Source organism: Actinokineospora enzanensis DSM 44649 (genome assembly GCF_000374445.1).
In the GTDB taxonomy this organism is placed as follows: Bacteria; Actinomycetota; Actinomycetes; order Mycobacteriales; family Pseudonocardiaceae; genus Actinokineospora; species Actinokineospora enzanensis.
In genome coordinates, this window is sequence record NZ_KB894457.1 from 1 (window position 1) to 26,513 (window position 26,513).

General features: G+C 63.4%; 37 protein-coding genes. 31 read left to right on the plus strand and 6 right to left on the minus strand.

The window, feature by feature from the left end; translation table 11 throughout:
- The 4 genes from C503_RS42120 to hsdR all read right to left on the minus strand — a co-directional run.
- Positions 1-221: helix-turn-helix domain-containing protein (locus C503_RS42120; RefSeq protein ID WP_211222518.1), on the minus strand; the 221-nt coding region annotated here is incomplete at its 3' end.
- A gap of 230 nt (positions 222-451) precedes the next feature.
- Positions 452-1,288 carry a restriction endonuclease subunit S gene (locus tag C503_RS46500; RefSeq protein WP_156893736.1) on the minus strand — a complete coding sequence of 279 codons (837 nt, stop codon included), beginning with the start codon at positions 1,286-1,288 and terminating at the stop codon, positions 452-454.
- On the minus strand, positions 1,278-2,717 hold the full coding sequence (locus C503_RS0135400; protein WP_018686954.1) for a class I SAM-dependent DNA methyltransferase: 1,440 nt from the start codon (positions 2,715-2,717) through the stop codon (positions 1,278-1,280). The genes C503_RS46500 and C503_RS0135400 overlap by 11 nt, the downstream gene beginning before the upstream one ends.
- The gene (gene hsdR / locus C503_RS0135405; RefSeq protein WP_018686955.1) at positions 2,714-5,167 is read right to left on the minus strand and encodes an EcoAI/FtnUII family type I restriction enzme subunit R; all 2,454 of its coding nucleotides are present in this window, start codon (positions 5,165-5,167) and stop codon (positions 2,714-2,716) included. Before hsdR ends, C503_RS0135400 begins: the two co-directional genes overlap by 4 nt.
- Before the next feature lie 215 nt (positions 5,168-5,382).
- Here hsdR and C503_RS0135410 point away from each other — a divergent pair, with 215 nt between their 5' ends.
- The 19 genes from C503_RS0135410 (at position 5,383) to C503_RS0135500 (ending at position 19,344) form a co-directional block, all read left to right on the plus strand.
- Entirely contained in the window at positions 5,383-5,775 is a 393-nt protein-coding gene (locus C503_RS0135410; protein WP_018686956.1) for a hypothetical protein, read from the plus strand.
- The gene (locus C503_RS0135415; RefSeq protein ID WP_018686957.1) at positions 5,772-6,149 is read left to right on the plus strand and encodes a hypothetical protein; all 378 of its coding nucleotides are present in this window, start codon (positions 5,772-5,774) and stop codon (positions 6,147-6,149) included. Before C503_RS0135410 ends, C503_RS0135415 begins: the two co-directional genes overlap by 4 nt.
- Before the next feature lie 3 nt (positions 6,150-6,152).
- On the plus strand, positions 6,153-7,256 hold the full coding sequence (locus tag C503_RS0135420) for a hypothetical protein (protein ID WP_018686958.1): 1,104 nt from the start codon (positions 6,153-6,155) through the stop codon (positions 7,254-7,256).
- Positions 7,253-7,555, plus strand: coding sequence for a hypothetical protein (locus C503_RS42125; protein WP_211222519.1), 303 nt, complete (start codon positions 7,253-7,255; stop codon positions 7,553-7,555). Before C503_RS0135420 ends, C503_RS42125 begins: the two co-directional genes overlap by 4 nt.
- Before the next feature lie 333 nt (positions 7,556-7,888).
- Entirely contained in the window at positions 7,889-9,469 is a 1,581-nt protein-coding gene (locus tag C503_RS43935; RefSeq protein WP_051115028.1) for an FG-GAP-like repeat-containing protein, read from the plus strand.
- Between the two features lie 106 nt (positions 9,470-9,575).
- On the plus strand, positions 9,576-10,796 hold the full coding sequence (locus C503_RS42135; RefSeq protein WP_033401407.1) for a hypothetical protein: 1,221 nt from the start codon (positions 9,576-9,578) through the stop codon (positions 10,794-10,796).
- A 111-nt stretch (positions 10,797-10,907) separates the two neighbouring features.
- Positions 10,908-11,144: a hypothetical protein gene (locus C503_RS0135440; RefSeq protein ID WP_018686961.1), complete on the plus strand. Its 237-nt coding sequence runs from the start codon at positions 10,908-10,910 to the stop codon at positions 11,142-11,144.
- A 5-nt stretch (positions 11,145-11,149) separates the two neighbouring features.
- Positions 11,150-11,686 (plus strand): DUF6879 family protein, encoded by a 537-nt coding sequence (locus tag C503_RS0135445; RefSeq protein ID WP_018686962.1) that lies wholly within the window; start codon positions 11,150-11,152, stop codon positions 11,684-11,686.
- The gene (locus C503_RS0135450) at positions 11,610-12,530 is read left to right on the plus strand and encodes a helix-turn-helix domain-containing protein (RefSeq protein WP_051115029.1); all 921 of its coding nucleotides are present in this window, start codon (positions 11,610-11,612) and stop codon (positions 12,528-12,530) included. Before C503_RS0135445 ends, C503_RS0135450 begins: the two co-directional genes overlap by 77 nt.
- A 23-nt stretch (positions 12,531-12,553) precedes the next feature.
- Complete coding sequence (locus C503_RS0135455; RefSeq protein ID WP_156893738.1) at positions 12,554-13,777, plus strand: hypothetical protein; 1,224 nt, start codon at positions 12,554-12,556, stop codon at positions 13,775-13,777.
- A gap of 191 nt (positions 13,778-13,968) precedes the next feature.
- Positions 13,969-15,126: a hypothetical protein gene (locus C503_RS0135460; RefSeq protein ID WP_018686965.1), complete on the plus strand. Its 1,158-nt coding sequence runs from the start codon at positions 13,969-13,971 to the stop codon at positions 15,124-15,126.
- Positions 15,119-15,694, plus strand: a complete 576-nt coding sequence (locus C503_RS0135465; protein ID WP_018686966.1) for a 3'-5' exonuclease — start codon at positions 15,119-15,121, stop codon at positions 15,692-15,694. Before C503_RS0135460 ends, C503_RS0135465 begins: the two co-directional genes overlap by 8 nt.
- Complete coding sequence (locus tag C503_RS0135470; RefSeq protein ID WP_018686967.1) at positions 15,681-16,538, plus strand: aldo/keto reductase; 858 nt, start codon at positions 15,681-15,683, stop codon at positions 16,536-16,538. The genes C503_RS0135465 and C503_RS0135470 overlap by 14 nt, the downstream gene beginning before the upstream one ends.
- A gap of 13 nt (positions 16,539-16,551) precedes the next feature.
- Positions 16,552-17,157: a dTMP kinase gene (gene tmk, locus C503_RS0135475; RefSeq protein WP_245572670.1), complete on the plus strand. Its 606-nt coding sequence runs from the start codon at positions 16,552-16,554 to the stop codon at positions 17,155-17,157.
- A gap of 6 nt (positions 17,158-17,163) precedes the next feature.
- The gene (locus C503_RS47095; protein ID WP_018686969.1) at positions 17,164-17,334 is read left to right on the plus strand and encodes a hypothetical protein; all 171 of its coding nucleotides are present in this window, start codon (positions 17,164-17,166) and stop codon (positions 17,332-17,334) included.
- 44 nt (positions 17,335-17,378) lie between these two features.
- A complete protein-coding gene (locus C503_RS0135485) occupies positions 17,379-17,735 on the plus strand; it encodes a recombinase family protein (RefSeq protein ID WP_018686970.1) in 357 nt (118 codons plus the stop codon).
- Positions 17,735-18,025, plus strand: coding sequence for a hypothetical protein (locus tag C503_RS0135490; protein ID WP_018686971.1), 291 nt, complete (start codon positions 17,735-17,737; stop codon positions 18,023-18,025). The genes C503_RS0135485 and C503_RS0135490 overlap by 1 nt, the downstream gene beginning before the upstream one ends.
- Before the next feature lie 34 nt (positions 18,026-18,059).
- Positions 18,060-18,545 carry an ATP-binding protein gene (locus tag C503_RS0135495; protein ID WP_211222520.1) on the plus strand — a complete coding sequence of 162 codons (486 nt, stop codon included), beginning with the start codon at positions 18,060-18,062 and terminating at the stop codon, positions 18,543-18,545.
- A 376-nt stretch (positions 18,546-18,921) separates the two neighbouring features.
- Positions 18,922-19,344: a hypothetical protein gene (locus C503_RS0135500; protein WP_018686973.1), complete on the plus strand. Its 423-nt coding sequence runs from the start codon at positions 18,922-18,924 to the stop codon at positions 19,342-19,344.
- A 144-nt stretch (positions 19,345-19,488) separates the two neighbouring features.
- On the opposite strand, the gene C503_RS0135505 is transcribed toward C503_RS0135500, so the two are convergent.
- The gene (locus tag C503_RS0135505) at positions 19,489-19,947 is read right to left on the minus strand and encodes a hypothetical protein (protein ID WP_156893739.1); all 459 of its coding nucleotides are present in this window, start codon (positions 19,945-19,947) and stop codon (positions 19,489-19,491) included.
- 171 nt (positions 19,948-20,118) lie between these two features.
- Between C503_RS0135505 and C503_RS0135510 the strand changes: the two genes are divergently transcribed.
- The 7 genes from C503_RS0135510 to C503_RS44160 are packed head-to-tail and all read left to right on the plus strand — an operon-like array spanning position 20,119 to position 21,643.
- Complete coding sequence (locus tag C503_RS0135510) at positions 20,119-20,412, plus strand: hypothetical protein (protein ID WP_018686975.1); 294 nt, start codon at positions 20,119-20,121, stop codon at positions 20,410-20,412.
- Positions 20,413-20,568 carry a hypothetical protein gene (locus tag C503_RS47105; RefSeq protein ID WP_018686976.1) on the plus strand — a complete coding sequence of 52 codons (156 nt, stop codon included), beginning with the start codon at positions 20,413-20,415 and terminating at the stop codon, positions 20,566-20,568. It abuts the gene before it with no gap.
- The gene (locus tag C503_RS0135520) at positions 20,568-20,876 is read left to right on the plus strand and encodes a hypothetical protein (RefSeq protein WP_018686977.1); all 309 of its coding nucleotides are present in this window, start codon (positions 20,568-20,570) and stop codon (positions 20,874-20,876) included. Before C503_RS47105 ends, C503_RS0135520 begins: the two co-directional genes overlap by 1 nt.
- Positions 20,873-21,085, plus strand: a complete 213-nt coding sequence (locus C503_RS0135525; RefSeq protein ID WP_018686978.1) for a hypothetical protein — start codon at positions 20,873-20,875, stop codon at positions 21,083-21,085. The genes C503_RS0135520 and C503_RS0135525 overlap by 4 nt, the downstream gene beginning before the upstream one ends.
- On the plus strand, positions 21,082-21,276 hold the full coding sequence (locus C503_RS0135530; RefSeq protein ID WP_018686979.1) for a hypothetical protein: 195 nt from the start codon (positions 21,082-21,084) through the stop codon (positions 21,274-21,276). Before C503_RS0135525 ends, C503_RS0135530 begins: the two co-directional genes overlap by 4 nt.
- On the plus strand, positions 21,273-21,449 hold the full coding sequence (locus C503_RS47110; RefSeq protein ID WP_018686980.1) for a hypothetical protein: 177 nt from the start codon (positions 21,273-21,275) through the stop codon (positions 21,447-21,449). Before C503_RS0135530 ends, C503_RS47110 begins: the two co-directional genes overlap by 4 nt.
- A gap of 44 nt (positions 21,450-21,493) precedes the next feature.
- Positions 21,494-21,643, plus strand: coding sequence for a hypothetical protein (locus C503_RS44160; protein ID WP_018686981.1), 150 nt, complete (start codon positions 21,494-21,496; stop codon positions 21,641-21,643).
- A 62-nt stretch (positions 21,644-21,705) separates the two neighbouring features.
- Here the strand turns inward: C503_RS44160 and C503_RS46505 are convergent, their stop codons facing one another.
- Complete coding sequence (locus tag C503_RS46505) at positions 21,706-21,915, minus strand: hypothetical protein (RefSeq protein WP_156893740.1); 210 nt, start codon at positions 21,913-21,915, stop codon at positions 21,706-21,708.
- A 68-nt stretch (positions 21,916-21,983) separates the two neighbouring features.
- Between C503_RS46505 and C503_RS0135550 the strand changes: the two genes are divergently transcribed.
- The 5 genes from C503_RS0135550 to C503_RS45330 form a co-directional block, all read left to right on the plus strand.
- Entirely contained in the window at positions 21,984-24,200 is a 2,217-nt protein-coding gene (locus tag C503_RS0135550) for a type IV secretory system conjugative DNA transfer family protein (RefSeq protein ID WP_018686983.1), read from the plus strand.
- 133 nt (positions 24,201-24,333) lie between these two features.
- Positions 24,334-25,182 carry a replication-relaxation family protein gene (locus C503_RS0135555; protein ID WP_018686984.1) on the plus strand — a complete coding sequence of 283 codons (849 nt, stop codon included), beginning with the start codon at positions 24,334-24,336 and terminating at the stop codon, positions 25,180-25,182.
- Positions 25,183-25,216: 34 nt separating this feature from the next.
- The gene (locus C503_RS0135560) at positions 25,217-25,810 is read left to right on the plus strand and encodes a DUF2637 domain-containing protein (protein ID WP_033401412.1); all 594 of its coding nucleotides are present in this window, start codon (positions 25,217-25,219) and stop codon (positions 25,808-25,810) included.
- A 71-nt stretch (positions 25,811-25,881) separates the two neighbouring features.
- Positions 25,882-26,235 (plus strand): helix-turn-helix domain-containing protein, encoded by a 354-nt coding sequence (locus tag C503_RS45325; RefSeq protein WP_084477487.1) that lies wholly within the window; start codon positions 25,882-25,884, stop codon positions 26,233-26,235.
- A 93-nt stretch (positions 26,236-26,328) separates the two neighbouring features.
- Positions 26,329-26,513, plus strand: a 185-nt coding sequence (locus C503_RS45330; protein ID WP_169514656.1) for a helix-turn-helix domain-containing protein, incomplete at its 3' end; no start/stop codon positions are given.

The following is a 26,513-nucleotide window of genomic DNA, read 5'->3' on the forward strand; positions in this document are numbered from 1 at the left end:
CTCGGCGCCGCGTGAGACCGGTCGCCCAGCCCCGCCACTCCGTCCGAGGCATAGCGACGCAGCCACAGGTCCACCGTCGGCCGCGACACCCCGGCCAGCACAGCGACCTCCTTCTTCCGCCTGCCCTCCACACACCACAACACGATCCGAGCCCTGGTCGCGATCGTGCCGGACACGTCCGACCTGTTCACCAGTGCCCGCAACTCGCCCAGCTGATCCACCGTCAACTCCACCGGCACAGCCAACACCAAGATCCATCAGACCTGCGTAAAACAACCAGAATCACGGAACACTAGTCGGGGAGCGCCGAGTCCCTTCGTCTCCCCGCCGGATACAGGTGGCCACAGTCGCATCGCTTCCCGGTGCCTAGCACGTCGCAGAAGGAGACGGACATGGTGTTCTGCCAGGCGGGCGCATACCTTTTCCCAAACTCTGTCCAACTGGGGGTGGATTACGCCGCCATCTCCACACGCAGTTTCAGCAGCAAACCCATCAGCTCGTCAACGATCGCCACAATCCGGTCCTGCTCCTCACGAGGGGGGAGAGGGATGGGCGTACGCCTAATAGCGCGTTGCGACACATTCTTCATTGAACTACTCGTACCACTTGCTTCATCTTCGTAATGCGCCCGCGCGACTGCAGCACGGTTGGCCAGATTCAGGTAGCGCGGACAGCAACCGTCTCCCACCTTGAGTCGCAAAGTCTTGTCACTCAGCATCAAATGGGGAGGCGTTTCCGCGACCACGACACTTCGGGCAACCAACTCCGCTGTGTTCGCTCGCGAAATAAGGAAGTCACCGGTTTGCACTTCCAGCTCCGTCCGGGGAAGCTGACCTTCCTTTAGAGCCTTATTTTCACCAGGTCGAAACTCACCCCAAGAGCAAGCGCTCACCTTCAGCACGCCCCACTCGTCACCTTCCTTGGGGCGAGCTTGAGCGCTTGGGCTCCAGCCTGCCTCAATATTAGTGAGAAGAGCGCCAAGCATGACCCATCGCCACTGCACAGGTAGCGCATACGGTTCGGGCTTTGGGTTTCCCTTGGCGTCCACGAGAGGCCAAGAATCAAGTGCCTCAGGCTTGATGCGGAGCAGTAGTTCCTCTACTGGTTCGTCTTGCTCGGTTGATCGAGTCAACCGCCCCGTCACTGCCAACTGCAGGATCGCGGTTTCCAGGGGGGCGACATCCTCAGCCGTTTTGACCAGGTCGCACATGTGCTCAAGCGCGAACTGGCTGTTCCCCTCGGCGAGATCCTTGAAGGCGGATCTCGTCAACTTCTGCTCAATCGTCACGCAAAGTCCTCATCAGGGTTTCACGGATAGTGACTAGGATGTCACGGACGGAGTTCTGCTTCGCCTGCCATCGCTCAAAGAGCTCACCCGTACTCTCTTCTTCAGCATCGAAAGAGTAGGGGTTCTTGAAGTCAAGGTTGTAGCCTCTGTCAATAACATCTCCGATCGGGACCTTCCATGCTCGTCGAGATTCGACCCGCTCGTTCCACCACGCTCGTTCCGGATCAAACTCGCTCACGCGGATAGGCCGAGACCTGTTGTACGCCTTCATGTCCGGCGGCAACTGATGCTCAAAGAACCAGACTTCTTTTGTCGGCTCGCCCTTCGTGAAAAAAAGCAGGTTTGTGGCAATATTGGTATACGGCGAGAAGACGCTGTTTGGGAGGCGGACGACCGTGTGCAAGTTGCAGTCTCGGAGTAGTTGCTCTTTGATGCGCTCCTTAGCTCCCCCCTCTCCAAACAATGTGCCATCTGGTAGCACAATTCCTGCGCGCCCTCCCGGCTTCAGCAGGCGCATGATGAGCACCAGGAACAGGTCGGCGGTCTCCCGGGTGCGGACGTTCTGCGGGAAGTTCTGCTCAACCCCTGGCTCCTCGACGCCACCGAAGGGCGGGTTGGTGACGATCACGTCAACACGGTCGGCAGGGCCATAGTCACGGAGCGGACGGGTCAGGGTATTGGCGCGGCGGATGGCGGTCGGAGCGTCGATGCCGTGAAGGATCATGTTCGTCAGGCAGAGCAGGTGCGGCAGCTGCTTCTTCTCGATGCCGCGCAGCGAGGCCTGAAGGAGCGCTTCGTCGTCCGGAGTCTTCACCTGCCCACGCAGGTGGTCGATGGTGTTGGCCAGGAAGCCGCCGGTGCCACAGGCCGGGTCCAGCACGGTCTCGCCGAGCTGGGGGTTCACCATCTCCACGATGAACTGGGTTAGCGCCCTCGGCGTGTAGTACTCACCGGCGTTGCCAGCGCTCTGGAGGTCCTTGAGGAGCTTCTCGTAGAGGTCATTGAACTGGTGCCGGTCGGCCCGGACGGTGAAGTCAATCGAGTTGATCTTGTTGATCACCTGGCGCAGCAGCGTGCCGCTCTTCATATAGTTGTACGAGTCCTCGAAGGCCTCGCGCACGATCAGGGTCCGCGGGTTGGTGCCGCCGCTCAGCTTGCGCAGCGCCGGGAAGAGGTCGTTGTTGACGAAGTCGTTGAGGCCATCACCGGTGAGGCCTTCTTCGTCGCCCGCCCAGGCCCGCCACTGGTACTGCGCTGGGATCGCCGGCACGTAGCCGTCGGTCATCAGCTCCAGCTCCTGCTCGGTGTCGTCCAGGATCTTGAGGAAGATCATCCAGACAAGCTGGCTGAGGCGCTGCGCATCGCCGTCCACACCCTGGTCTTGCCGCATGACGTCTTGGATGGACTTGATGAGCGTGGACGAAATCACTGCGCCTCCTGGTACAACTGCTGCTCAAGGTCACGCACGGCCTTGAAATAGGTCTCGCGGGTTCCGAAGGATCGTATGAGCTCCATGGGGCCGCCCATCGAGCGGAAGGGCTCCACCCGCAGCACCCCGATGTCCTCCAACGAGCGCACGCCGGACTCGACGTACTTTTCCAGTAGCGCCTCCAACACGGAGCGCATCTGGCCCTGGTACTTGCCAAGGTAGCCGTTCGCGTGGACTGCTGCTGCCCGCTGCCGACGCTCGATCGGCTGACGTTCGTAGGCAACGTCGAGGGCCATGTCGAATGGATCAAGCGCTAGGCCTGACTGTTCCACCAGGTCTTCCAGCGGTATGCCGGCGTCCACCAGCTCGTCGAGCAGAGCCGATCGCTGATCCGCAGCCGACCAGGCGCTCACGAAGGCGTCTGCGGTCGGGTACCGCTCCAGCAGGCCGCTGCGGACGAACTCCTTGAGGCTGGAGGTGAGGGGCTTGCCGTCGGTCCCGAGCATCTGCACCTGTTCGCCGATGATCGTCACGGCCTGGCCGCTGACCACGATCCGCTTGCGCCGGACGTTGCGCGCTCCCGGCCGCTCGACCCACTGCTCCGGACCTTCGTCGTCCTCGCCTTCGCCCGCGGTCTCGTCGACGTCGTCCAGCTCTTCGACGGCATCGTTCATGTCGCCGTCGGGCGGGAGCTCGTAGACCTTGACCGGATCGCCGTCGAAGTCCTTGTCGGCAAACAGCTTGGTGACGTTCTTGAAGTCCATGATTACGAAGAACCACTTGTCGTAGTCCGTCCGCACCCGGGTGCCGCGACCGATCATCTGCTTGAAGTCGGTGATGCTTTCGACCCGGCTGTTGAGCACGATGAGCTTGCAGGTCTGGGCGTCCACGCCGGTCGCCAGCAGCTTGCTGGTGGTCGCGATCACGGGGTAGGGCATCTCAGGATCGATGAAGTTGTCGAGTTCCTGCTTGCCCTGCTGGTCGTCGCCGGTAATCTGCATGACGTAGCGCGAGTCCTTACGGACCTCATCGGCGTTGAGGTTGGCCAGTATCCGGCGCATGCGGTTGGCGTGCGGGATGTCCTGGCAGAAGACGATCACCTTGGCGTAGCGATCCGTGCTCTTCAGGTACTCAGTGATCCGCTCGGCAACCCGCTTGTCGCGCTCCGGGAAGACGATCGAGTCATCGATGTCCTCGCCAGTGTAGTGCCGGTCGGGGATCAAGTTGCCCGCGTCGTCACGTTGCCCCTCCTCAGGGCGCCAGCCGAAGGTGTCGACGTCGAGCGCCGTGCGGATGACCTTGTACGGGGCCAGGAAGCCGTCATCGATGCCCTGCTTCAGCGAGTAGGTGTAGAGCGGGTCACCGAAGTAGTCGATGTTGCTGACGGTCCTCGTCTCCTTGGGCGTAGCCGTCATACCGAGCTGGATGGCCGAATCGAAGTACTCCAGGATGCCCCGCCAGGCACTGTCCTCCCGGGCGCTGCCGCGGTGGCACTCGTCGACGATGATCAGGTCGAAGAAGTCGGGCGAGAACTGCTTGTAGACGTTGTCGATCTCCTCGGTACCGGTCACCGCCTGGTACAGGGAGAGGTACAACTCAAAGCTCTTGTCAACGACCTTGCTGCCCGCGCCGTCCGGGTCATCGGCATTCGCCACCTTGGAGATGGTCCCCCGCGAGGCGCTGAGCTTGGCCATGCGGCCCTTGAACATGGCGAAGTCGTTCATCATGGTCTGGTCGATCAGGATGTTGCGGTCGGCCAGAAACAGGACGCGGGCCTGGCCCTTGCCCGGGTTGATCGTCCGGAAGGACTCCATGAAGCGCCAGATGATCTGCGCGGCGGTGTAGGTCTTGCCCGTCCCGGTGGCCATGACCAGCAACAGCCGGCGCTGCCCCTTGGCGATCGCTTCGAGCGTCCGGTTGATCGCGATGCGCTGGTAGTAGCGCGGCCGGCGGCCCGAGCCGTCGTCGTAGAACTGACCTGCGATCACCGGCTCGTCGGCGTCCTCTATGCCCTTCCACTGCTTGTACAGCTGGTAGAGGGCTTCGGGAGAGGGGAACTGCTCCAGCGGGATCTCGACCTCGACCTCCGGCCGGAGGCCGGTGCGGTCGTGCCACATGAACGAGTCGCCGTTACTGGTGAAGACGGAGGGCACGTCAAGCTGCTCGGCGTACTCGATCGCCTGCTGCATCCCGTCGCCCGGCTCGTGGTTGTTGTCCTTGGCCTCGACCACGGCGATCGGGAGGTTAGGACGCCATTCCAGCAGGTAATCGACCTTCTTGGGCTTCTTGCGCACACCCTTCTTGCCGACCACCTGGATGCGTCCAGCTGAGAAGTAGTAGTACTCCTCGCGGAGCGATGTCAGGGGCCAACCGGCGGTACTCAGGGCAGGCGTGATGTACCGGGTACGGATCTCCGTCTCGGTCAGCTGGGACTTGTCTGAATCGCTCACGGGGAGATTCTACGGACCACCACTGACAGTCACGGGGATGGCGCACGGCCCGACGCCGTGGGCGCACCGTGGAGCCAGACCGGCGGTGCACATCCCCGTGGCTGGTTGCCGCCGACCTCCAGCATGCTCCGTTCTCTCCGCTTGCTTGCTCTATCTCCTCCCTTGTTGCTACGCTCCCTTTAGAGAGAGGAGACGCGTTGCCGACGACAGTTGAGGTGGACGAGCAGACCTACCGGTCGCTGGAGTTCGCGGCCCGGATCAGCGGCTGCACGGCGGGCGAAGTGGTGGCCCGGCTGGTGGCGGAAGCCAGCATGCCGGCGCCCTCGGCCGAGGAGGATTCGAAGCAACGGGAGGAATCCAGCGGCGTGACGATCTACGCCGACTACGAAGGCCACCGCACGCAGGGCAGGTACGACCCGAGGACGACGCGCATCGACATCACGTCGGGGCCGCTCAGTGGGCAGAGCTTCAAGACGCCGACCGGTGCCGCTCGCGCCGTGGTGGCGCACTACAAGCCTGGGGTCAGTCCCAACCGCAACGGCTGGTCCTTCTGGATGCTGGACGACGGCTCCGGGAAGTTCCTCCAGAGCATCCGGGGAGCGTCGTGAGCAGTGAGGCGGAGCGGCAGTTCCACCGCGCCATGGTGCTCGGCGTGGCACGCCTCAAGCGGGAGATTAGCTACAACGCGACCCGCTTTATGGAGATGGTCGGCGAACTGGGCGGCGCCGAAGCCGCCCGCCAGTTGCTGCGCGGACGGGACGCCTCGGACGGCTTCACCACCCTCTGGGAGCACGGACGACTGGAGATGAGCGTCGAGGCGTTCGTGCTGCTGCCGTGGTATCGGGAGCTGTTCACCGAGGAGCAGCTGGAGACGGCCGAGCGGCGACTGCGTGAGCACCGCTTCGACGTCGAGCGGTTCCTGCGCGCATGCACACAATCGCCCCCATCCTGGGTCGCGTCGGACCCAACCCAGGCTGGCTGATCCATGCCCGCTACCTGCGTCTTCTGCGGCTCCGCCGATACCCTTACCGGCGAGCATGTGCTGGGAGACTGGCTGAGCAAGATCGGCCTTGACCTTGATCCGGTGCCGCACGGTGCTGGTTGGCTGAACAGCATTGGGCGCGAACTCGGCGTGCGCCCGCCGTTCCGCCAGAAAGTCCGGGACGTCTGCGGCGACTGCAACCACGGCTGGATGAGCCGCCTCGAAGTCGTCGCGCAGCGCGTCCTGACCCCGCTCGTCCTGGGCCAGCCTGGCCGCATCGAGGCGGCGGACCAGGGGGCAATCGCGGCATGGGTACAGAAGACCGCGCTTACGGCGATGCTGGTGTCCTCCGAGGCGGATCGGGACAGAGGCTACGGGCTCCCGGTCTCGGAGTACCACGAGTTGTACTTGCTCCGGGACGAACTAACGCCGCTCCCGGCAAGCCAGTTCTGGGCCGGACGATACGAAGGAGTTCGCAGCTGGTCGATCCGGGTCACGCCGCTGGCGGTGCGCGTCGACGGCTTGCCCGAGCCCGACCGGCCGCAGGCCTACGCCATGACCATCGTGCTCGGACAGCTCGTGCTTCAGGGGGTGCGGTTCACGACGCCGAGCCTCCAGGTCCGCGTGTCCATTCGGCTGCCTCAGTTCTGGCCGCTAGCGGGGCCGGTCACCTGGCCGAGCGGACAGCCTCTCGAAGATGACGGGTTCCTGGGCTTCGCCGGCGGCAAGGACTTCCGCTCGACCGAGCAGTACATCGAGCTGCAACCGTGGCAGCCCGCAACTGAGTTGACGCCGAGCCACGCTGTCGGTGGCATGGTCGAGCTGCCGACAATCTGCGGCAAGCACATCGTGTACTACCCTGCCGCCCTCGTCGGCGAGGCGATGCACGGTCGGTTCTACGCCTTTGGGACGGCGTGCGAGTGCCCCATGGCCTACTTGATCCACACCGGGCCAGATGGCGCGCGCTGCAAGGCCGCGGACACAGCAGAAGGCATCTCAGAGCTATACGAGACACTGCCGGGCGAGGAGTACGAGATTGAGGACGATGACGGCAGCTTCTGGTGCAAACGGTTGCCGAGCCCATTCCAGCAGAATATGGAGCCGTGATGCGCCGTAAGCCATCTGCCAAGGTTGCCAGCGCCGGGGTGACCCGCACCAAGCAGGCTGTCGAGGACGAGCTGGAGCGGATCGGAAACGGAAACTGGGCCATCGGCACCGCCTTCTACTACCGCGATCTGTGCTTCATCAACCAGGTCGACGGCGGTGACGAGTGGCTGACCATCCGGCACGGCATCGCGTTCGAGTCCATGACGCTGGAACCGAGAATCGAGGAGGGCAAGTTCGCAAGGCTCATTCGTCGGCTGCTGGCCGCGACTAAGGCGCAGTGTCAGGCGCTGACGTACTGAGCAGTGTTCGCGCTCTGAACCCACGCGCGTGAGTGGCGAGCGCGACTTAGAGCTCCGTTCCGACCCTTTACATAAGCGGTCGGGACGGAGCCGTTTTCTTTTTCGACCCCTGTTGCCATTTCTTGGAATTCAATTTGTCTATTGAATTTCTCCTTGAAATATGTTTTATAAGTGATTAAGGTGCGCGCAATTTACCCAAGCGCATTTCGCACCTTGATTAGGCGAATCGCCTGGTCGCGCATTCAGCCCTCCTCTTAAGGAGTTGATGTGCGTACTACGCACACGACCGCGCAAGGACGCGGAACGAGAACGCTGGTTCACAGCGTCGTCGCAGTGCTGACCTTCCTCGCCGCGATGTTGGTGGCCGCTCCGGCAGCTCATGCCGGTGAGGGCGACAACTACCCGTCGCAGTGGAAGGACTACGCACTCGGCGCGAAGGTGGACGACTGGGGCTACTACTCCCGGTACTGCACCTCGTGGGTCGCCTGGGCGCTCCACGACCGGAACGGCTTCGAGATGCCCAGAGCCATCGGCAACGCCGAGAACTGGGGCGTCTGGGCCAAACCGACCTACGCGGTCGACAAGAGCCCGAAGAAGGGTTCCGTCGCGTGGTGGGACAGCAGTCACGGTGGTGGCTACGGTCACGTCGCCTGGGTCGAGTCCGTCGGTGACACGACGGTGACGATCCAGGAGTACAACTACGACTACAACGGCAACTACAACCGGCGCACCATCAACAAGAGCAGTCCCACTGGCTACATCCACTTCAGGGACATCGAGGACACGCCCGCTCCGCCGCCACCGGACACGGACGGCGACGGTGTGGACGACAACCACGACCGCTGCCCGACCGTCTTCGGCCGGTCCGCGGACGGATGTCCCGTCAAGGCTGACTACAACCGCGACGGCCGGTCGGACATCGTGGCGTTCTACCGCCACGACAACAACCTGGTGAACATGCGGGAGTGGTTCGGCAAGGGTGACGGCTATCCCCCAGGGCCGTTCGGCTCCTGGGACGGCGTCGGATGGGACGGAAGTCGAATCATCCCGGCAGGCCGGGACGACTTCAACGGTGACGGCAAGGACGACATCGCGGCCTTCTTCCGGCACGACGGCAACATCGTCGACCTGGACATCTGGTACGGCAACGGACTGGGCGACTTCAACCAGGTCAGGGCGTGGACGGCGAACGGGTGGGATGCCAGTCGGCTGATCCCGGCCGGCTCCGGCGACTTCAACCGTGATGGTCGCGCGGACATCGCCGCCTTCTTCCGCCACGACAACAACCTCGTGGACCTGAGGGTCTGGTACGGCGCCAGCAACGGCTACCCGTCCGAGCCCGCAGGTCCGTGGACCGGCGTCGGCTGGGACGGCAGTCGCATCATCCCCGCTGGTGTCGGAGACCTGGACGGCGACGGCAAGCCGGACATCAGCACGTTCTACCGCCACGACAACGGCATGGTGGACCAGAACGTGTGGTACGGCAACGGCTCCGGCGGCTTCACGCTGGACCGCCCGTGGCACGTCGATTCCGGGTGGGATGCCAGTCGGCTGATCCAGGCTGGCGTGGCTGACTACAACCGGGACGGCAAGGCGGACACCGCGATGTTCTTCCGGCACGACAACAACCTGGTGGACCTCCGCGTCTGGTACGGGAGCGCCAACAGGGTGTCGGGAACACCGAGCGGGCCGTGGTCCTCCAGCGGATGGGACGGCAACCGCTTCATCCCCATCGGAGCGGGCGACTACAACGGCGACGGCAAGCCGGACATCGCCATCTTCTTCAACCACGACAACGGCGTGCTGGACATGGACATCTGGTACGGCAACGGATTCGGTGACTTCAACCAGGTCCGGGCGTGGAACGCCGACAGCGGATGGGAAGGCAACCGCCTGATCACAGCGAAGGGGTGACAACGAGCGTCGGGGGCGGGTCCACGGACCTGCCCCCGACCTCGAAAGAAACGCAGCATCGGCATTCACACTTACCTACCATTCAACTATACTTATCACAAAGCTTATGTTGCTGCGAAATCTGTTCTCCAAATGGTGGCCCCTGGCTACACTCATCCTGCTCTTCGGCATATCGGTTCTTATCCGCCTGCCTTCATTCAATATCGACCCCGTCAAGGCGGCTGTCTATACCGACTTTGGACAGTGGACCGATACCGAGGTTTGGCTTCACGACAAGTACGTCCTCGACATCTACGACGTGTATCCAGTGGCGGTACACAAGTTCTTGCCTTACGTCGGGACTGATCCTCAGTTTCTTGCGAATGCGGCAGCACCAGAACTCACCGTCTATACATCGTTCTCACCCGCAATGTTCATAGCGCTCTACGGGGCGTTACGCGTGTTCGATGCGCCAGCAACCTTCATGAGTATGCAGGTCTTCAGTCTTGCGATACATCTGGTCTCCGTCCTACTGATGTACTACTTGTGTCGCTTGCTGACGCGGGACAGGCTGATCGGGGTACTGGGTGCGACGATCTACCTGTTCGCCACAGGCGCGCTCTGGTACCACATGAACGTGTACTGGGCACATCAGCTGCTCATGCCGGTTTTCCTCACCGCCTTGATCGTGTTCGTACGGCGCCAGGGAAAACTGAAATGGTGGGAAGGCCTGGGCCTCGGGCTCAGCATGAGCTTGATTGCATGGACCGGGGTCGTGAGCACGGTCGGCTTCTTGTTCTACGGAGGCTACAAGTACGTCACAACCAAGCAGCGGGCCTATCTGAACTACCTGTTCATGCTCGGCGGTATGCTTCTGGCATTACTATTGATCGTACTTCAGGTGCTCATGGCGACAGGCGCAAGCCTGGGAGATTACCTCAGCATAGTCGCTCACCGAGCACAGACGCGCACCATTGCAGCGAAGACTATGACGTTCCCCGTAATGCTGTGGAGATTCTTCACCACAATGCTGGTGGACTACGGCGGCTACATGCTGATCGCTTACACATTAGCTATGAAAAGACGATTCCACGGATTTGCTTCGGGGGTGGTTTTTGTGGCTTCATTCCCCCTCCTGGAGTCGGCGATACTGCTTGAGCACGACACAATCTACGGCTTCGGGCGTCTAAAATGGCTCATACCTGTTGTTATCCTTATCTGCTTGCTTGGAGCCAAGTTCGCAACGACTCGGAAGCGACGAGTTATCCTCGTGGCGGCCGTAATTCTGGCAAGCATTCTGCATGTCTGGCTTTACTCCGTGGCCTACTGGCATCCGCACGCCAGGTAGCTCAGATGGCCCCTCCTCGCGCGCACCAACCGGCACCCCGTTGACGGGTGGCCACCCCTGAGCCACGATGGTCGAGAACGGTTCGCCAAGTTTCTCGCAACGGAGGCAACGATGCGTGCACAGTTCCTCGGCAAGGACCCGGAGTCCCAGGAGGGACAGTCCCCGACCCTGTTCGCCACTGATCGCACCGACCGGGTGACGTACATCGCCCAAGGCTGGAAGGTCACCGATCCGCAGGTGCTCGCTGATGTGGGCGAGGTTCCCGACCATGAGACCCTGATCGAGATCCCGGAGGACGTGCTCAAGATGTACGCCCTCCGCTACCTGGAGCAGGAGGGCCAGCGCTGAGCCGCATGATCGAACCCGGCCCCGAGTTCGGCCAGCTCTTCCGCAGCTTCGAGCACACCGCCTTCCGGCTGGAGACGCGCGACCTCTACAAGTCTGCGAACGAGGCCAAGGCCCTCGAACAGTTCACGGCGGGTGAGCCGGTGGACATGGGCTGGTTCCAGAACTGGCTGAGCATGATCGAGGAGGCCACCGCGGAAGGGCGACTGTTCACCCGTGTCCGGGTGGTCACCATGCCGCTCACGACCTACAGCCGCTTCGGCATCTACTGCTCGGGCTACACCAATAGGGTCGGTGAGGTCACTCGTTACCTCGCGCGTCACGACGCTGCCGGCCTGCCGGACTACGACTACTGGTTGTTCGACTCGCGCAAGCTGGTGCGAATGCACTTCGACAGCGATGAGAACTTCCTGGGCGGCGAACTGATCGAAGATCCCGCCGAGATTGTGCAGCACAACTACTGGCGCGATGCTGCCTGGCACCGCGCCGTACGACGGGACGACTTTGCCACCGAAGCGAACGACCGGCATCACCAGCGTTCATGAAGCTCGTGATGCACTTGGCAAGCGACTCCGCGAGCTCCGCACCGCCGCCGGACTGAGCGGGCGGGCACTCGCGGAGTCCTTGTCGTGGCCGCCCTCCAAGGTCAGCAAGCTGGAGAACGGCAAGCAGACGCCGACTGACGACGACATCCGGGACTGGACGCGAGCGACCAGCAGCGAGAACGAGACGGAAGCACTGCTTGCTTCTCTGCATACCCTCGAAGTCCAGCACGCCGAGTGGCAACGACAGCTCCGTGTCGGCCTGAAACCGCATCAGCAGGAGATTGCCGACCTCGACGCCAAGACCCGGCTCTTCCGGGCGTTCGAGTCCACGTTCATCCCGGGCCTGCTCCAGACCGCCGAGTACGCCCGTTACCGCTTCGCCCAGAGCATCACGGTGTTCAAGGTGCGCAACGACATTGACGAAGCGGTCGCTGCCCGCGTGCAGCGCCAGGACATCCTGTACCGGCCGGACAAGCGGTTTCACTTCGTGCTGACCGAGGCCGCCTTGCGCTACCGGCTGTGCCCGCCGGAGATCATGCTCGGGCAGCTTGACCGCCTCGTCTCCCTGACTGCCCTGCCGAACGTGAAGCTCGGGATCATCGGGTTTGAGACCGCGTACGTAGTCGCGCCCGCTCACGGCTTCTGGATTCTCAACGCTGACCGCGTGATGGTCGAGACCTTCTCGGCCGAACTGAACCTTGCACAGCCGCAGGAGCTGGCGCTGTACGGTGGCATCTTCGACAACCTGGCTGCTGTTGCTAGCTACGGGCGCAGCGCTCGCACCATCATTAACCAGGTCATCACTGAGTTGGCGGCGGAAGATGACCAGAAAGATCAAGGCTGAGGCGATATATAATAAGAGGTGCGATGATTAATCCAGCACGAACACCCGAACTTGAAGCCGAAATCGAGCGCGTTGCCAATCTGGCCCGAGAGCTAATGCGGGCCTACGTCTCGTGGGGTTCCCAAAAGAAGACGGGAGAGACTCACCTCGCAACGCATGGCGATGTGATTGATTTCGTCAACTTCCGGATGGAGACTGCGGACAGCTGTCTGAAACTTATCGAGGCTGACCGGATCGGAGACGCGCTAGGGCTTTGCCGCTCGCTACTTGAGCATTACCTCCTATTTATTCTGATCTGTCGTGGTGACAAGTATTTCAAGGTCTGGGATCTCAGCAACAAGACTCCAGCCGAGTTCGCTGAATTTTTTAATGAACGGAAGCGCGCCTGGGAGCAGGAGCGTGCGGACGGAAAGACCGACTGCGTAGACTTCCGGAAGCATCCTCGTGCTGCGCGCCACGTCATGCTCGTGTACGACGGCATCAGGTTTGAGGACGGCGAGAAGTTGCCGGTGTCGATGTACTACTTCCACTTCGAGCAGTTCCGGCCCGAGATCATGCGGCTCGATGAGGCTGACTACTTCGAATACTACGAACGTCCAGCTGACCTAAAGAAGGCGATGAAAGGACACCGCCAGGAAGCCCACCTGAAGTACCGGCACTTCCTTGGCTACGACGCACTGGTTATGTGCCTTGAGTTGAACGGCCTGATTGACGAAGCGGTACGTCATCGTCTCGAAGCTCACTACACCTTCCTCGGAACGTTCCTGCACCCCACCAATAATGCGGTGCGTGACCTACACGAGCGTTCCAACTGGCACTCTGGCACACCGATGATTGGTATGGAGTATGACTACACGCAGACTTCCCGCTTGCTGGCGTACTCATACGTTTGCTACTTGCTTGCAGGAATCCTCGACGAGCTAGCAACGCTGTTCGAGTCATCGCCAAAGAAGTACATTGCCGATCCCGCCACGGCCGCCCTTCGTGCTGCAACCAGCGCAGTTCCAGCGACAGTGCCGTACTTCTGGTTCCTGTTCAACGAGGCACCGCTCTACGACAAGTTCAATTGGGCCATTCATCATGCAACTGACGAACAGCTCAAGGAGTTCGGGGGCTACGCTGGAGTGCCGAGTGATCTGATCCCATTCAATCAGCACATCTACGAAAGCCTAGGACAAGGGCTAGGCGGATGGAGCAACGTCCGAGTCGGACAATACATCTCTCCAGTCCTCGGCCGAAGTCACTGAAGCTGCGGGTGTTTATGGGCGGTACTTGCAAGCCCCCCTTGCCCTTGGACCTTCTGATTTCTTGACGCCTCACCCGTTCGTGTCGTTTCGAGAAATACCAAGAAACTTTCTATTCACCGCTGTCTTTCCTCTCTACTCTCCGGATGGAGACGCCGAACCGCGTCCGCCCACAAGGGACTTGGGAGTAGCCAGTGGCGACCCGTGTTGCCCTGCTGAGCAGGGATCAGATCGACAAGCTTCCCGACCGCGCCCGTGAAGTCGTGGAGTACCGCAAGAGCGGCCTCAGCCTGAACCACATTCAAGGGTGTCCGCTGGACTGCGCGTACTGCATCCGGCACACCTATGGCCTGTGGGATCAGCGCGTACCGCGGGCGCTCATGTCCGACGCCCAGGCCGTGGAAGAGCTGGTGACTCACCGGTACTTCCAGCCGCACGTGACCCCGGTGCAGGTGTTCAACCGGGCTACCGACCCGTTCCTTCCGGTCGTCCGGCCGCACACCCTCGCCGTGCTAGAGGACCTGGATCAGCGCGAGCTGACCAACCACGTCCTCGTCATCACGCGGCACCAGATGAAGCCCGAGGACATCGAGCGGCTGAACCAGCTCAAGCACATCAAGCTGACGCTGCTGTTCACGTACAGCGGCATCGACAACAAGGACATCGAGCCCTACCCGTCGTCCGTGGCGGCTGAGTCCCTGAAGCTCATGAGCGCGCCGGCGCGGCGCCGGTACCGCACAGTTCTCTACTGGCGTCCGCTGGTGCCCGGTCTCAACGACTCGCCGGAACACCTGGACGCGGCCTACCAGCTCGCCCAGCACGCCGACGCCACGGTGTTCACCGGCCTGTTCTACCGGGACGAGATCGCGGAGTACTACAAGGCCAACGGCCTGCCCGAGCCGTACGAGGACACCGCCCGGCGCAAGATCGTGCCCGAGACGCTGGAACAGCGGGTGCTCGCCACCTTCGACGCCGCCACGCCGCTGTTCCGCAAGACGAGCTGTGCGGTCGCCTACGCGCACGGCTTGCCGGACTACAACGGTCACATCGGCATCCCGGAGCTGTGCGACATCTGCCCGCTGAGTCAGCTCGAACTCTGCCGGAACGCGCACACGCAACCGTCACCCGAGCGGTTGCGGGAGGTCGCGGGACGCTTGCCCGAGGCTCGTGGTCTTGTGGTCGTGGACATCACCGAGCGGGCGGCCGTGGTGTCCGGCCTGGAGACCGAGCAGCCGCGCTACTACCTGCAGCACACCCTCGGTTTCCAGGTTCACGACGTGCGCCACCCGCACCGTGAACGGCGGCACGGCCGTGCCGACATCGGCTGGAAGGGCGAGACGCAAGATGACTGACTGGACGAGCCTGAACTTCGTGGTCGTGGACGTCGAGGGCAACGGCCAGCAGCCGCCCGACCTGGTGGAGCTGGCCGCCGTGCCCGTGGTCGGTGGGGTCATCGGGGAGCCGCTGAGCTGGCTGGTCAAGCCGAACGGCCCGATCAAGCACTTCGCCACGCGCATCCACGGCCTGACCAACAAGGACGTGGCCGACTGCCCGTCGTTCGAGGCCATCACCGGCAACGTGCTCGCCGCCCTGGACGCTGACGCCCTCGTTGCGCACAACGCCCACGTCGACCTCGGTGTGCTTGAGCGCAAGCTCCCCGACTGGGAGTCGCCGGAGGTCTTCGACACGCTCAAGCTGGCGCGGCGGCTCGTGCCTGGCCTCGACAGCTACCGGCTCGGCAACTTGGTCGAGGCGTACAGCCTGGCCGAGGGGCTGCCCGACGACCTCAACCCGCACCGGGCGACGTATGACGCGCTGGTTGCCGCGCGGCTGTTCGTCCTGCTCGCCACCAAGGCCGCAAGCCTGGAAGAACTGCGCGGCCAGCCTCCCGAGAAGGGCGACGAGAATGCTCTTTTCTAGCGGCAGGCGCATTGGCTTCGGCTCCATGCAGCTCACCGGCCCTGGCCACTGGGCCGCACCGGACGACCCGGAGCAGGCCATGCAGGTGCTCCGCGATGCTGTAGACGCGGGCGTGACGCACATCGACACCGCTGACGCCTACGGCCCGTTCACTGCGGAGAAGTACATCCGCAAGGCGTTGCTTCCCTACCCCGAGGGCCTGGTCATCGCCACCAAGGGTGGTGTCACTCGCCAAGGTCCGAACCGGTGGGCACCGTGTGGGCGGCCGGAGTACCTGCGCCAGTGCGTCGAGATGAGTCTTCGGCGGCTCCAGGTCGAACAGATCGAGCTGTACTACCTGCACCGCATCGACCCCGCGGTTCCCTTGGAAGACCAGCTCGCCGTGATGCGGGACATGCAGGCCGAAGGGAAGATCGGCGGTATCGGGCTGTCCAAGGTGACCTTGGAACAGCTCCGCACGGCCAGTGAGCTGGTTGACGTCGCTGCCGTCCAGAACAAGTACAACGTCGCCAACCGGGCGTCAGCAGACGTACTCCAGCACTGCGAGATGGCTGGCATCCCCTTCGTGCCGTACGCGCCCCTCGCGGCCGGAGCGCTGGCGACTTCCGATGCCCTGGGGCAGATCGCTCAGGACTACGGCGCAACACCGGCACAGCTCGCGCTCGCCTGGCTGTTGCACCGCTCGCCCGTGATGGTGCCGATCCCCGGAACCAGTTCCAGTGCACGTCTCCGCGAGAACCTGGCGGCCGAGCAGATCAGCCTCACCCCCGATGCCATGACCGCTATCGAGCTGGCGACCACCGGCCAGAAGCCGGGCGAAGATGAGTCTCAGGCCCTTCTCTGACCACCAGCGTGGGTTGTTCGTCAGCGTCGACGGGCCAAGCGGTGCCGGGAAGTCCACGATTGTCCAGCACCTCGCCCAACTGCTCGTCGCCGCTGGCGAGGATGTCCACGTCACGGCTGAGCCGAGCGAAGGCCCTATCGGCGCCCTGTGCCGCGAACTGACTGAGACGACCACCGGTCACGCCCTCGCCTGCTTGTACGCGGCCGATCGCTACCACCACCTTGAGGCCGAAGTCCGTCCCCACACCGAGGCCGGCCGCGTTGTGCTGAGCGACAGGTACATCCCGTCAGGTCTAGTGATGCAGCGGTTCGACGGCATCGACCCGGTGTTCCTCTGGCGACTGAACTCCGAGGCTGACCGGCCCGACCTCGCCGTGATCCTTGAAGCCGACCCCGAGGTCATCTCGGAACGACTCAGCGAGCGCGGGCCGCACAACCGTTTCCAGCTCTCGCCGGGCAGTTCGCACGCTGAGACCCACTTCTACCGTCAGGCCACGGAGCGATTGATTCAAGCGGGTTTCGACGTGCTGCGAGTGGATGTGAACCGCCAACCTCCCGAGCAGTCCGCGGCGCTCATCCGTGACCGGCTGCTGACCTTCTTCGCTCCGGCTGCGGGGTGAGCGGGCATGGTCGAGACGATCACGGAAGCCGACATCGGTAGCGAAGTCGAAGCTCTGCACCAGCTCGCCACGGTCGTGCTGAACGAGCACGCCAACGACCTCGGCCTATGCGCCGTGTGCGGCTGCGCCTTCCCGTGTGAGCGGGCAGTGCTCGCGGATCACAACCTCACCCTCTGAGGAGTCGCCACCCCAGTCGGCCAGACCGGTGACGGTGAGCCTGCGTGCCCGTCGCCGGTCTGGCCCCCAGCTGTGCGGAGAACATCGTGAAACCCTTGATGTACGGCTACATGCGCGCACCCGACGATGTGTCGGACGACGATCTTGACCGCGCGGTCGCGGAGATGCAGCGCTTTTCCGAGACCGAGGGTTATTGCTACGCAACGACGTTCTTCGAGCACCAGCACGGCTCACGCGCGGCGTTCGAGGAACTGGTTGCCGAACTCAGGCGCGCCGAAGCACGGCATGTCGTCGTGCCGTCTATGGATCACCTGTCGGGCCACCGACTCCTGTGTGGACAGATGATGACGCGCCTGGAAGCGGACGCTAACGCCCACGTACTGACACCGAGCGGTGCGTAGTGGATCGGCGCGACCTGAGCATGGCGATTGTCCAGCAGCTCAAAGGCATCAACACCGACGCTGGTCAGTTCGTCGCGGGTCTGCTGAGCGACGACATCTCCCGCGAAGACCAGATCGTCTTTGCCCTGCGGCTCGTGAGGTTGGCCGAGCACATCAAACAGCGTGCGGACAGCACAGCCGGAATGGTCATTGAAGGAGGCGTTGTCGATGACGGTGGTAGCGGACAGCCTGGGCTCTCGGCCGGAGCAGTCGAACCGGCCGACCATCCCGGCCCCGCGGTCGATGGTTGAGCAGCCTCGCCCCAAGGCGATAGCCGACCTCACCTTGGCCGCCACGTCCACGGCGGCGAGCGTCGGTGTGATGTTCCTGCGCTGCACCCTCACGGAGTGGCAGCGGGACGAGCTGGGCAACAACGGCGAAGCCGTGCTCTCCGCGTTGATCTCGGAAGCTGTGGCGTCAACAGGAGTGCCTGAGCCGTCTCCACGCTGGACGGAACTGACCGACCTCGCGCTGATCCGCGTGCGCCTGGTGCTCCTGGAGACCGGCGTCATTGTCGAGGTGGCCGACCGACACAACCAACCGCCGACGTGGGCCGATGCCGTGACGTCGCTCTGTTCGCGCTGGAACTCCTACCGAACCGACGCGGGTCGGGTGGTGTGGTGCGAGCTGGAGCCGCCCCTGTACGAGTTGACCGCGATCGGCCTCCCGAAACGGATTCGGACGAAGGCTGTGGACACCACCCGGAGGCCGGCGGCGTCAGTTGATCGGGAGCTACTCCAGCGCGTGCTTGAGGGACTGGAAGGGCTGTAAGGCAGCGCAGTTCGCCAAGAATTAGACGGAGGCTTGTTGTGGCAAAGACCCAAGTAGAAGACCGGGCCGTTTTCCTCCTGTCGGCCCTACTCTCGGCAGCACTTCCAATGGCTCGCTACGTCCAGCGGCACGGCAATGCACAGGATCGGGAGAAGCTGCGCAGGCTTACCGGCAGTCAGGAATATCAGGAATTGAGTGAAATTCTCGTGCGGCTACACAGTTGAGGGCGATTGTTGGATATTGACATTTTGCAACAAATCTGTCTTAATCTATTCATATCCATTTGGCGCCCTCCCAGGTTACCCCTCTCGCCTGCATCGCAATTCTTTGCGGTCCACGCGAGGGTGGATATCCTGCCCAGGAAGTGAGACAACAAATGGATGCTGCGAATATCGAATACCTGACCAAGGTATTTGCGCAACCCCGTGTTCGCCGTGCGCTCGCCGAAGTCCGAGCCGCCATCCGTGTCCGTGGAGATCTCGCTCTCGGCGACGAGGGCTTGATGATCTCCCAAGCGACAGATGGCGAGCTGATCGCTACATCATTCCGTGCGGAGCTGGAAGACAGCCGTTCGGAGTCTGTGGTGGTACTGACCGAAGCGCAGCGGCACGCAGCGGACCTGCTGTGGGTCATCGGCCTGGGCAACGCCTCGATGGTGGAACACCTGGTCGGTGAACTCCAAGCTACGGAGTTCCTGGCAAGTCAGGGCGACCGTACGGCGCAGGAATTCGGGCTCAGGCTCAACGGGGACGAGGGGGACCACCTCTCGATCTACCCCGACCCATTGCCGAAGCCCTAGAGCCGCGTTCGTACCGCACGACTTCGTGCTCATCCGCCCGCCGACCCGGAGAAAAAATAGGTCGGCAAGCAACCCGAAGTCTCGATCTGAACTCTTAGCAGGCAGATCAAGGCGTCGGGTTGTTTTCGTCATCAGCAGAAATGGCTAGAACCCGCCCGCCCACTCATCGTCAGAGCCGTTCTTCAAGAGGGTCAGCAACGGGTCGTCGTCATCCAACTCAGCCTGCCGCTTTTCTAGTCGCTCTTCCAGTTGTCCAATGAGGGCGTAGCTCGTTTGCGAAAATCCACCAATCTTGGCGGATATCTTTCTGATGGTCTTTTGAAATTCCGTGAGGATGTCGTCGGCCTCATTGCTCGCCACGTTCGTCAACTTGCGCTGAGCGGCCCTCTGCTGCCGCTTCTTCTTTTCGGTCGCCTTCCGTGCTGCGGCATAGAACGTGGCGATGGTCTTGTAGTCGCCGCCGAGGTCAACGTAGGTCCTTAGCATCTCGACAGATGGCATAGAACAACCGTTCTCGACAGCCGAGACGTGGCCGCTGCTGTAGGGCATGTCCCGCTGAACGCGACCCGACGCCTCACGCACCGTGCGCAGGTAGTCACCCAAGACGACATGCGCCGCGCTCCTCGGCACTCCCACGGGGCCTCCCGTTTCCCTTGCGCTCGATCTTCGCGCGCTTGCTTGCTCGCTCGTTGCTCGCCACTCAACGAGCACGACCTCTGCCAAGCATTGTGTCTCTCGCGACAGAGAACAACCCATCTGACCAGGAGGTATCCCGTGACCCAACTCGACCCCTACGGCAGCAACCTGCCGTCCATGCTCACGCCGGGAGGCCGCGCGCTCGCCCGCGACCTCTCCACGGTGCGGCGAGCAACCAGCGTCGGCCTGGCCAAGGGTGACGGCCTGGCGGCCTTCACCGAACAGGCAATGGGCAACCTGACGGCTCTCGACCGTCAGCGTCGCATCCTGGCCCGCGGTGACGAGACGCTGAACAACCTCCTCATGGAGGTCGAAGTCGGCTTCGTGCTGTGCCTTGTCAGCGAGCAGCGCTCCATGTACCGGCGGTACTAGATGGACGCCATCGACCCGGAAATCATGGGTCAGCGCGTCGCCGCCTTGGACGACAAGCTCGCTCACCTACTGGCCGAGATCGGGGCCACCTGCATGACGTGGGCTGTCGACCTCGCCGGCCGCGCCGAGAACCCGTCCAAGTCCGAGGACGCCTGATGCGGGTCATCGGTGGGCTTCTCATCGGGACGGTCATTCTCGCCTACGCCGTCGCCTTCCTCGAGCGCTACGGACAGCTCCTGCTCGTGCTGGCGAGCTGGGTTCTTCTCGGCGTTCTCGCTCTCACCGGTCTAGCGCTCGGCGCGTGGGCCTGCTGGTCGTGGTTCTGCCACTGGTGGGAGCTGCGGCAGGCCCGCACTCAGGCGGCGCAGGCGATTGAGCGCACCAACACGCAGTACGAGAAGTCGCGCGCCGAGATGGAACAACTCGCCCGCGCCTACCACCTCCGAAAGGGGATCACCCAATGACACTGACCGGTTACTACACCCTGCTCACGGTCGAGCTGGTCACGCTGACGCTGCTGGTTGGCCCGCCGGTCGTGAAGCTCTTCCAGATCATCCGAGAGGGCGAGCAGGAGACCGCAGCGGCCAAGCGCCGCATCGCCGCGCGCCAGCTCGCACCCGCCAACCTGCCCGCCCTCCCGGACATCGGGGCTGATCCCGAGGAGCAGACATGAACAGTCAGATCACCCCGGAGCAGGCCGAGTTCCTGGTTCTGTTCGGCTCGCTGATTCTCGTGGCTGTCACGATGCGCCTGGTCGGCCTGGCCGTCTGGCGCAAGTGGTTCGCCGACGACGGCACGCCCGACAACCTCACCCAGGAAGAGCGCGACGACCGCCGCGTTGCTCGCAGGAGGCGGCCGAGATGAGCCGCTACCAGCCGTACCGAGGAGTCCACGGGCGCCGCTACCAGGTCGTCATGAAGTCATGGCGCAGGCTGCGCCAGAGCGAGGACGGGGCGACAGTTCGTCACCGGTCCCGCCGCCGGCATCTGCTTGAGGAGCTGCGCGTGCTGGACCTCGAAACCTACGACTACCGCTAGGACGGGTCATGCACCCAGGAAGGTTCAGCAAGGCGCTAACCGCCGTGTTCGGTGCGCTGCTGCTCGTGCTCCTGGTGGCTGGGGTGGCGCGGGTGGCCTACTGGCTGCTCGCGCCGCTCGTCCCCATCCTTGTCACAGCGGTAGCTCTGGGAGTCATCTACTGGTTCATCTTCCGCGGTATTCGTCGGCGCTGACTGGAACTTCAAGCGCTGCGGAATTCACAGCCGCCTCTCTGGCGGCTCGGCGGCTGTAATTTCTACGGCTCGACCGCGCCGCCAGTCAGCTCCATAACAACAAGAAGGGAGTGCATCCGTGTTTTCGCAAGCTCGGCTGCTTCATGCAGCCATAACCAACGGAAAGGCTCCCTATGGACAAACCAAGAAAGAAAATTCGTGTCGTTGGCGAACGCCGCGCCGAACTCGACCTCGAACGATTCGCTGACGCGCTCATCACCTTCGCCCTGCACCGCCTGAGCGAGAACGCCGCCAAGCCCGATCGTCCGGCCACACAGCCGGACCCCGGCCAGGAGGCGTCATGATCCTGGCGCTGTTGACCGCCGCTGGCGGCCTCTTCATCCTATCGCTCATCCTCGCGGCCCGTTGGCTGGAGTCCCGATATTGGCGTACTCGGCTGGTCGCCTACCGCCTGCAACTGCCCAGCGGACTCACCCCCGACCAGATCACCGGGTGGCTCGGCGTGCTCGCTGCTGACACCCGTCGCTGGCCGGTCAGCTTCGAGGTGCAGGCAACCCACCAAGGCATCCGCTACTACCTGCTCGTCCCGCTTGGTCAGGAGGCCAGCACGCTCGCACGGCTGCGTTCGGCGCTGCCGGGAGTACGAACAGAAGAGGCCCCGGACTACCTCACCGACCGTTCCGCGGTTCGCGTGGCGAGCGAGTACAAGCTGACCAACTTGCAACGACCCCTCGGGCACGACCGAGCGGAGTCCGCCGTCACGGCCCTCCTGTCCGGGCTGCACCCACTCGCGTCCAGCGAGGCCGTGCGCATTCAGTGGATTCTCTCGGGCTCGCGGACCTTCCTGCCGGGCAAGGACGACGCTGCCGAGCTGGCCCGCGCAGTACGCGCCAAGAACGCCGCGCCGGTCTTCAACGGAGTGGCGCGCGTCGCCATCAGCGCATCGAACAGGGCGAGGGCAATCAGCCTGCTCAATCGCGTCGCCAACGCCTTCAAGATGTTGGACGCGCCCGGTGTGTCCTTCCTGCCGCGAGGGTTCCTCGGCGCATCGGTTGTTGCCGAACGCCTCTACAAGCGTGCGCTACCGCTGACCGTCTGGCCGATGCGACTGAACACCAACGAGGCCGCCGGACTGCTCGGCATCCCTCTGGGCAACGTCTACCTCCCCGGCTTGGAGCTCGGCCGCTCACGGCAGCTTCCGCCCCCGGAAGGCATGGCGCGCAAGGGACTCGTGCTGGCCGATAGCAACTTCCCCGGCGCTCTCAACCGGCCGCTCACCCTCACGACTGAAGACCGCTTGAGGCACCTGCACCTCATCGGGCCGACGGGCGTGGGCAAGTCCACGCTCATCGCCAACGCGGCGCTTCAGGACATTGAGCGCGGTGACGGCCTGGTGCTCCTTGACCCCAAGAGCGATCTTGTGGCCGACGTCCTGTCCCGCGTACCGAGCAGCAGGACGGAGGACGTCATCGTCCTCGATCCGTCCGCAACGGACTTCCCGGTCGGCTTCAACGTCCTGCAAGTCGGTCGCAGCGAGCACGAACGTGAGCTTGTCGTGGACCACGTCGTGCACGTCTTCTCGGAGTTGTGGCGTTCGTCTTGGGGACCGAGGACGAGCGACGTACTCCGCAACTGCCTGCTGACGCTGACTCACACGCGGGCCGCGGACGGTTCGGCCTTCGCGCTCACCGAGGTTCCCGAACTGCTGCTCAATCCGACCTTCCGCAAGTTCGTCACGGCGCAGGCCGGCGTCCCGGACACGGTGCGGAGCTTCTGGGCCGCCTACGAGCACATGAGCGAGGGCGAACGCGCACAGGTCATCGGGCCAAGCCTCAACAAGCTGCGCACCCTGACCACCCGCACGTCACTTCGCCTGATGCTCGGCCAGAGCAAGGGCATCGACCTGGCGGACGTGTTCCGCAAGCGGCGCATCGTGCTCGTACCGCTCAGCAAGGGAGTCGTCGGCACCGAGACGGCGCATCTCCTTGGCTCGCTTCTCATGGCCGCGCTCTGGCAAGCCACCCTAGGGCGGGCTGCCGTTCCCGCTGAGAAGCGTCGTCCGGCGTGGGCCTACCTCGATGAGTTCCAGGACGTGCTGAGACTGGGTTCGGACAACGAGCTTGCCGACATGCTTGCCCAGGCGCGCGGGCTTGGCCTCGGGCTGACGCTCGCACACCAGTACCTCGACCAGCTACCCCGCCAGGTGCAGTCAGCTGTTCTCGGCACCGCGCGTTCGCAGGTGGCCTTCCAGCTTGATCACGACGACGCCCGCACTCTGGAGAAGCGCTTCGCACCCGCCATGACGGCCGCCGACCTCAAGGGCCTGCCGGTCTACGAGGTCGCCGTACGTGCAAGCGTCGGCGGGCAGACTCGCCTGCCCGCAACCGGTGTGACTCGCCCACTCAGCCCGCCAATTCACGATGTCGCCGTGCTCTCGGAGCAGAGCCGCCACCGCTACGGCACGCCTCGCGCGGACGTCGAAGCGGCGTTGCGCTCCCGCATCGAGACGCCAACGGGTACGCGCATCGGCCGTGCGAAGCGCGGGGGTTCGTCATGAACCTGGCCTTGCGGCGTGTTGGTTTCGGCGTTGGGGTCGCCTGGCACCTCCTTTCGCGGCCACCGATGTCAGACGGCACGGCCAGGCCGATAGCGCCAACGAAATGCCTCCTCCTCTTCAAGGAGGACTCGGCATGACGCCTCGCGCCTTCCCGCCCACTCCGTCCTCCGGCCGTCGTGTCCGGTCGGCGCTCGTCGTCGCGCTGGCCGAAACGCTGACCGAACGCGATTGGCTGATCCTCGAAGCGGTCAACCGGCTCCGGCTGGTGACCGGCCTCCAGCTCGAACGCCTGCACTTCGCCGACCTGAGTGGCAAGAGCCGATCCGTCGTGCGCTGGCGGGTACTAAAGCGGTTGGTCGACGCCCAGGCCCTCATGCCTCTGGCGCGTCGGGTGGGCGGCAGTCTCCGCGGTTCGGCCCAGCTCACCTATGCGCTTGACGTTGCCGGGGAACGGCTGCTTCGCCTGCGCCGCGACCTGTCGCAGTCCAAGGAGCGCATCCGGCGGCCGGGGACGATCGGGGATCGCTTCGTCGCGCACACGCTGGCGACGAGTGAGCTGTATGTGCAGCTGGTCGAACGATCCCAAGTCGACAGCTTCGCACTCGACGACTTCCAGGCCGAGCCCGCCGCGTGGTGGCCAAACGGGGCCGGCGGATGGATGAAGCCCGACGCCTACCTGTCGATCTCCGCAGGCGAGTTCACCGACCACTGGTGGGTGGAGGTCGATCTCGCCACCGAAGCTACCCCCACACTGCGCGGCAAGTTCCTGGCGTACATCGACTTCGTGAACCTCGGTAAGCTCGGTCCTGGCAATGTCGTACCGCGCGTCCTGGTCACCGTGCCGACGCTGGAACGGCGTGAGGTGGTGGCCGCTGTGCTGGCCAAGCTGCCCGCTCCGGCCGACGAGCTGTTCGCCGTGGTGCTGCACGACGAGGCCGTGGGCTGGCTCACCGCGGAACTCAGCGAGACCCCTCATGAGTAGGCAACAGTCCCGCGACTGGTGGGTGGTCACGGGCATGACCGTCACCGCCTGCGCAGCGGCCGTCAGTAGCTTCTCCGGTCTGCACTCGCTGGCAGCGGCGACCGGTTGGCCGGAAGCTCTGGCGCCGCTGTTGCCGTTCACGATCGACGCCTACGCCATGACCGCAACGCGGGTGTGGCTGTCCAAGGCCACTGGCTCAGTAGCGGCTCGTCGGTTCGCCCGTTGGAACGCCATCGGGGCTATCGGGCTATCGCTGGTCGGCAATGCGGCGTGGCACCTCATCGCCGCGAAGGTGCTCACCGTGACATGGCCAATCGTTGTGCTCGTAGGAGCCGTCCCGCCCGCCGTCCTCGGACTGCTCTCGCACCTGGCCGTCCTGCGCAGCCAGGACGACGAGGACGAAGCCGAGCCACTCGGTACGGAGCTGCCCGAGCACCAGGTCGCCGCGGACGCCGGCGAGGACGACCTCATTGAGGCCGCCCGCACCGCTGACAACGCGCACCGTGCCGAGCACGGCAAGCCGATCACACGCGATGAGTTGCGGAAGGTGCTGCACGTCAGCAGCGACCGGGCAAGCCACATACTGCGAACTCTTCGCAATTCCAGAGATGAAAGCGATAATCCTTGATTGTTGTCAATTCCACTGTGTCGAAATAGACACACTTCGTTTATAGTTATTTCTGTAAGGGGAAAACCTAAATGAACGAAGCAAAGAAACCGACCACCCTGGGTCAATACCTCGAACAGGGAAGGCAAGAAGCAGGCTTAAGTCTGCGGCAGCTTTCAGCCGCAAGCGGCGTCAATCTCATGACCATTAGGCGCATCCTGCACGACGAAGTTGAAAGCCCATCCGCAGAGCACGTGCAGCACCTCGTGCACACACTCGAACTGGATGAGGCTGACGCCTTCGCCTTCATCGGCGTGACGCCCCCAAAGGGGCTGCCTAGCGTCGCACCATACCTAAGGCAGAAACACGGGTTGAAAGGCGACGCCTTGAGCGAAGCCACTGATCAAATACAAAAGATCATCGAGAAGTACAACGGCGCACCTTGACCTCAATGGGTCGATGCGCCGCCTGTGAGATGATCTTCATGGGTTCATGAGTGATCGGAGATTGCCTCGGTGGCGTGTCGTGTGGTGTTGGGTGTGGAAGAGCGGGAGACGATTTCGCGGGAATTACGCGCGGGAAGATCGTTGCGGTGTATTGGCCGGTTGTTGGGCAGGCATCATTCGGTGATCGCCCGGGAGGTCGCGCGTAACGGTGGTCGCGAGGGGTATCGCGCGGCCTCGGCTGTGCGGCGGGCGCGGCGAACGTGTCGCAGGCCGAAAAC